At 59.3% G+C, this 2,923-nt stretch carries 2 protein-coding genes; both read left to right on the top strand.

The features are described from left to right. Positions 1–316: 316 nt before the first annotated feature. Positions 317–2,101 carry a hypothetical protein gene (locus tag Q0U90_RS11545; RefSeq protein WP_297455305.1) on the top strand — a complete coding sequence of 595 codons (1,785 nt, stop codon included), beginning with the start codon at positions 317–319 and terminating at the stop codon, positions 2,099–2,101. After that, positions 2,088–2,822, top strand: coding sequence for an ATP-binding cassette domain-containing protein (locus Q0U90_RS11540; protein ID WP_016456434.1), 735 nt, complete (start codon positions 2,088–2,090; stop codon positions 2,820–2,822). Before Q0U90_RS11545 ends, Q0U90_RS11540 begins: the two co-directional genes overlap by 14 nt. Positions 2,823–2,923 lie beyond the last annotated feature (101 nt).

The raw sequence follows: 2,923 nt of genomic DNA, 5'->3' as shown, positions 1-2,923 counted from the left end.
ACACCCGCGGCGGCCAGAAGTCGATCGCCGAGCTTTGGGCAACGAATTTGCCGGGCACTAAGGACAGCTACTACTACAACTTCTGCTAGAACTCATGCGCATTCGACCCCTAGTACTTGGGCTTTTGAGCCTACTTCTTGCTGCAGTCATCGCGACTACTGGGTGGCTGCTGACAGCCCTGGTTGACTCCACCAAGCCCTTGTCCTTAGGGGTCGAATCAACCTTTAGTCTTGACTACGTCGAGCCTAAGACTTCACTCGCGGAGGAACTTGAGTCAGACTACGCACCGACGGTAATCCGTAACTCACTGGTTTCATTGGCCGAGCAGAACGGCTACTCCATCTACCGGCTGACTGGCACCGATGACGCAAGCGGGACTTCCCACGAGGTTTTCATCCCGCTGGAGGAAAATTATCCAGCACCGGAACGCATTCCCCGGCTCAACCGGCCGGATGCCTTGAGCCAAGCGGCCAGTGAGCTTGGGTCGCTGGATTACCACGGTGACTACGTCTTGGTTCCCAAAGCAACGGGTGGCAATGCGAACCACTTCTACGAATCGGCCAGGAATGACGGGCTCAGGCTAAGCGAAAAGACGCAGTTCCTTCACCTCATCCAATCGGTCGTATTCCGCCTGCCCGCGTTGGTGGCGATCCTGTTTCTATTTGTCGTTTCCCTTTTTGCCCTGGTATTTGTTCTTCGGGTTTCCGGTCTTAGATTGGCAGCGCTGCGCACAATAAATGGAGGGCACCGCAGTCAAAAAGGCAATTGGCGGCAATGGACCTTTGTCATCCTCCCGCACCTAGTTCTCATTGGCCTTGCGAGTACATTCCTCGCCCGCCAAGGGAGCTATTCTTTTGCCCTCCTGTTCCTCAGGTTCTACGCCGCCGGGATAGGCTTGGCCCTGGCTACCACCGGTTTGGCCGTAGCCGTCACCGCCCCATTGTTGCGCCGCGCAGTAGCGCTGCTGGGGCAGCGTGCCCCCGCAGAGAAGGCGGCGGGAAAAGCGCTGAAAGTAATTTCGGTCTTTACCTGCGTGACCTTTGTAGCAGCGGGTCTTAGCTCAGCGGCTGCGCTCCGCTCCTACCAGCAGGAATCCGAGGCCCAGCAGACCTGGAAATCTCTCGCGGAGTTTGGAGCCTTGCATTTTTCAGCCAACTTCGACGGCCCTGCTGGCCGCGCGGAAGGAGGCGAGCTCTTGCCGCCCAGTGTGCAGCAGAACTTCCGCGACTTCGCGCTCAGCTGGGAACGGGAGCACGGGGCTGTCCTCAGCCATACTTTGCCGAAAGAAGGTACCGGTGTGCCGGACTCCTGCCCCGTGGCACTTGCTAACCGCCAATGGCACGATCTGCAGGATTATCAGTTCCGTCCCGGAGACGACAACCACTCGGTCGACTATTCCGCAGCCCAAGAGCATTTCGCAGCTTCCGTGGATCTGTGGGCTCAGGAATCCGGCGACCTGCTCCTTAAATCTGCGCAAATTGGTCCGGTCAGTGCCGATCATGCGGTCGGATTCATTAGTGGAACAATGTCGGGGGAACTGGTTCCCGGCGATTGTTTTTACGTGCTTGAAACGGACGATCTATCCGGCTTCGACGCAGACTTCCTAAGCTCCACAGCTTCGAGTGAAAATTTGCTCTTCGCGGATTTCTCGGAACTGGGTCCAGAACTTACCGCTGCCGGCCTCGAAGGCTACGTGTACCCGGTACGCGCGGCCGATCGCGGTCTGGCCGAACTAGTAGCCAGCACGGCGCTGTTCTGGCTGAATATCCTGAGCGTCCTCGGAGCTTTGCTCGCCACGCTTGCGGCCTTGATAGTCCAGGCGCGCATCCAGCTCCGAGTTCACCGTCGCCTCCTGGTACTCCTCCACAGCGCTGGGCAATCACCGGACAAAACGATGTGGCGACTATTCAAAAGCCAACTGGTCAGCCTGACAGTTGTCGTCATATTGTCCGTCCTGGCTCCGCTACTGCTTCCCAACCCGTTCCTCTACACCTTCACCGCGCTAAGCTGCCTTGTCTTAATCGTCTACCTCGGTTTTGTCCGTCTCAGTATTTCTCAGCACATGTCCGCCTCCCCTAGGAGTCACAATGTCATTGGCTAGCCCCAATCAGTCCCCCACTCTGCCGCCGGAGATTTCCACCTCTCATCTCTGTCTCGCCGCGGAGTCGACTTTTTCTGTGGGGCGCAGCACGCGGATGGTGAAGAAGTCCCTCGTGGAAAATGCAACGTTTTCCCTACCCGGGCCAGGCTTTGTCGCCATCTGTGGAGCCAGCGGTTCCGGAAAGACTTTGCTGCTCAACACCTTGGCCGGGCTCCTGCCGCCGGCGGACGGCCTCCTCCGGATAGACGGTGAGAATGCCTCCGCGTGGAGGATGAAGCGGAGGCGGAGGTTCTGGCGAGAACGCGCAGCGATAATCCACCAAGACCACGGAATCATTCCCGAACTAAGCTGCGAAGATAACCTCACCCTCGGGCTATCCAGGAAGCAATACTCCAAAGAAGAATTGCTGCACTCCCTCGGCGAAGTCGGTCTTGATGTCCCCTTCGACGGGCCGGCAGCTATTCTCAGCGGAGGCGAGCAGCAGCGGCTGGCGATCGCCCGAGCCCTGCTCCGCGGCGCGGCTTATGTGTTCGCTGACGAGCCGACCGCCTCCCTCGACCCCACTAACCGCGACCAAGTTATCGCGCTCCTGCGGCGAGCTGCGGACGGGGGCGCACTCGTTCTGGCCGCCACGCACGATGCCGCAGTTATTGCTGCCGCTGACAGCACCTTGCGCATCAATGATCGCCAGGTCACAGTCTCCGGCTCTGCGCGGGATTAAATCGCGATGCCCGCGGCCTTGGCCACCTTCCGGTACCCGGCCGCATGGTCCGCGACGCTGGCGTGGGCGTTGAGTCCGCTGGGGTTGTCGAGCACGGGCCT

Origin of the sequence: uncultured Corynebacterium sp., assembly GCF_946998835.1 — a bacterium.
Taxonomy (GTDB): Bacteria; Actinomycetota; Actinomycetes; order Mycobacteriales; family Mycobacteriaceae; genus Corynebacterium.
This window is presented reverse-complemented; position numbering and strand designations above follow the sequence as displayed.